The sequence below is a fragment of the Microbacterium sp. NPDC088619 genome (assembly GCF_044752825.1).
In the GTDB taxonomy this organism is placed as follows: domain Bacteria; phylum Actinomycetota; class Actinomycetes; order Actinomycetales; family Microbacteriaceae; genus Microbacterium.
Window position 1 is genome coordinate 1,970 of the sequence record NZ_JBIVLZ010000003.1, and the last position, 3,497, is coordinate 5,466.

The 3,497-nt window shown below is 53.9% G+C and carries 1 rRNA gene; it reads left to right on the forward strand.

Annotated features, from left to right (window positions below):
• Window positions 1-254 precede the first annotated feature (254 nt).
• Window positions 255-3,358 (forward strand): 23S ribosomal RNA (locus ACIP5T_RS18820).
• Window positions 3,359-3,497: the final 139 nt, after the last annotated feature.

Sequence of the window (3,497 nt, forward strand, 5' to 3'; positions counted from 1 at the left end):
CGCATCTGCACGCTGTTGGGTCCTGAGGGACCGGATGCGATCTTCGGATCGTTTCTGTACCTCTGGGCCTCTTGTTGTTTCCCCTGTGGGGGAGGTGAGAAGGGGTACCGCCCGTACTTTGAGAACTACACAGTGGACGCGAGCATCTTGCAGCCGGCTTCGGTCGGTTGCACAAGATGATCTTAAAGATCATTAGTCAATTTCAAGCCAGGCCTTTGTGTCTGGTGTCGATTCTGATTCAAACTCATGTGATTTATCAAGTCTTTAAGAGCAAACGGTGAATGCCTTGGCATCTGGAGCCGAAGAAGGACGTAGCAATCTGCGATAAGCCTCGGGGAACTGATAAGCAAGTTTTGATCCGAGGGTGTCCGAATGGGGAAACCCCGCTGGGCGGCGTGCCGACCTAGTGACTCCCGCCTGAATATATAGGGCGGGTAGAGGGAACGTGGGGAAGTGAAACATCTCAGTACCCACAGGAAGAGAAAGCAACCGCGATTCCGTTAGTAGTGGCGAGCGAAACCGGAACAGGCTAAACCTAGCGTGTGTGATAGCCGGCAGGCGTTGCACGTTGGGGGTTGTGGGACTTTTCAGTCATCTCTGCCGAGATGGCGGCGTTACAAGAAGGTATAGACGAACGGTCTTGAAAGGCCGGTCATAGAGGGTGACAACCCCGTAGTCGAAATGCCTCCCTTGGCGCGAAGAGTATCCCAAGTAGCACGGGGCCCGTGAAATCCCGTGTGAATCTGTCAGGACCACCTGATAAGCCTAAATACTCCCAGATGACCGATAGCGGACAAGTACCGTGAGGGAAAGGTGAAAAGTACCCCGGGAGGGGAGTGAAATAGTACCTGAAACCGTTTGCTTACAAACCGTTGGAGCAGCCTTAGTAGCTGTGACAGCGTGCCTTTTGAAGAATGAGCCTGCGAGTTAGCGATATGTGGCGAGGTTAACCCGTTGAGGGGTAGCCGTAGCGAAAGCGAGTCTGAATAGGGCGATTCAGTCGCATGTCCTAGACCCGAAGCGAAGTGATCTATCCATGGCCAGGTTGAAGCGACGGTAAGACGTCGTGGAGGACCGAACCCACTTAGGTTGAAAACTGAGGGGATGAGCTGTGGATAGGGGTGAAAGGCCAATCAAACTTCGTGATAGCTGGTTCTCTCCGAAATGCATTTAGGTGCAGCGTTGCGTGTTTCTTGCCGGAGGTAGAGCTACTGGATGGCCGATGGGCCCTACAAGGTTACTGACGTCAGCCAAACTCCGAATGCCGGTAAGTGAGAGCGCAGCAGTGAGACTGTGGGGGATAAGCTTCATAGTCGAGAGGGAAACAACCCAGACCACCAACTAAGGTCCCAAAGCGCGTGCTAAGTGGGAAAGGATGTGGAGTTGCCTTGACAACCAGGAGGTTGGCTTAGAAGCAGCCACCCTTGAAAGAGTGCGTAATAGCTCACTGGTCAAGTGATTCCGCGCCGACAATGTAACGGGGCTCAAGCACGCCACCGAAGTTGTGGCATTGACATTATTGGTAGGCCTTCGTGGTCCAGCCGTGTTGATGGGTAGGAGAGCGTCGTGTGGCCAGCGAAGCGGCGGTGTAAACCAGCCGTGGAGGCTACACGAGTGAGAATGCAGGCATGAGTAGCGAAAGACGTGTGAGAAACACGTCCTCCGAAAGACCAAGGGTTCCAGGGTCAAGCTAATCTTCCCTGGGTAAGTCGGGACCTAAGGCGAGGCCGACAGGCGTAGTCGATGGACAACGGGTTGATATTCCCGTACCGGCGAAGAACCGCCCAAGCTAATCCAGTAGTGCTAAGTGTCTGAATCCCAGTGACTGATCCCTTCGGGGTGACGCGTTGGGCCTAGCGCACGACCCCATTCTGGTGCGGTTAGCGTATTAACAGGTGTGACGCAGGAAGGTAGTCCAGCCGGGCGATGGTTGTCCCGGTGCAAGTGCGTAGGCCGAGAGATAGGCAAATCCGTCTCTCACATAGGCTGAGACACGATGCGGATAGAAAGTGGATGATCCTATGCTGCCAAGAAAAGCATCGACGCGAGGTTCAAGCCGCCCGTACCCCAAACCGACTCAGGTGGTCAGGTAGAGAATACCAAGGAGATCGAGAGAATCGTGGTTAAGGAACTCGGCAAAATGCCCCCGTAACTTCGGGAGAAGGGGGGCCTTCGGCGTATTAGGACTTGCTCCGAAAGCGTTTGGAGGCCGCAGAGACTAGTGGGTAGCGACTGTTTACTAAAAACACAGGTCCGTGCCAAGTCGCAAGACGATGTATACGGACTGACGCCTGCCCGGTGCTGGAAGGTTAAGAGGACCGGTTAGCCGCAAGGCGAAGCTGAGAATTTAAGCCCCAGTAAACGGCGGTGGTAACTATAACCATCCTAAGGTAGCGAAATTCCTTGTCGGGTAAGTTCCGACCTGCACGAATGGCGTAACGACTTCCCAACTGTCTCAACCGCGAACTCGGCGAAATTGCATTACGAGTAAAGATGCTCGTTACGCGCAGCAGGACGGAAAGACCCCGTGACCTTTACTATAGCTTTGTATTGGTGTTCGGTGTGGCTTGTGTAGGATAGGTGGGAGACTGTGAAGCATGGACGCCAGTTCATGTGGAGTCATTGTTGAAATACCACTCTGGTCACTCTGGATATCTAACTTCGAACCGTAATCCGGTTCAGGGACAGTGCATGGTGGGTAGTTTAACTGGGGCGGTTGCCTCCCAAAAAGTAACGGAGGCGCCCAAAGGTTCCCTCAACCTGGTTGGCAATCAGGTGTCGAGTGTAAGTGCACAAGGGAGCTTGACTGTGAGACTGACAGGTCGAGCAGGGACGAAAGTCGGGACTAGTGATCCGGCAGTGGCTTGTGGAAGCGCTGTCGCTCAACGGATAAAAGGTACCTCGGGGATAACAGGCTGATCTTGCCCAAGAGTCCATATCGACGGCATGGTTTGGCACCTCGATGTCGGCTCGTCGCATCCTGGGGCTGGAGTAGGTCCCAAGGGTTGGGCTGTTCGCCCATTAAAGCGGTACGCGAGCTGGGTTTAGAACGTCGTGAGACAGTTCGGTCCCTATCCGCTGCGCGCGTAGGAAATTTGAGAGGATCTGACCCTAGTACGAGAGGACCGGGTTGGACGAACCTCTGGTGTGTCAGTTGTTCCGCCAGGAGCACCGCTGATTAGCTACGTTCGGGATGGATAACCGCTGAAAGCATCTAAGCGGGAAGCCGGCCTCAAGATGAGATTTCCATACCTTCGGGTGAGAGGCTCCCAGCCAGACTACTGGGTTGATAGGCCAGATGTGGAAGTGCAGTAATGCATGCAGCTGACTGGTACTAATAAGCCGATGACTTGATAACACACCGTTTGTTGGTGCTACGCGTCCACTGAGTGGTTCTCGATGTACGGTCGAGAACCGCATGACAATGACTTTGTTATGTGTTTTGATTGAAACATCTATAGTGTTTCGGCGGCCATAGCGTGAGGGAAACGCCCGGT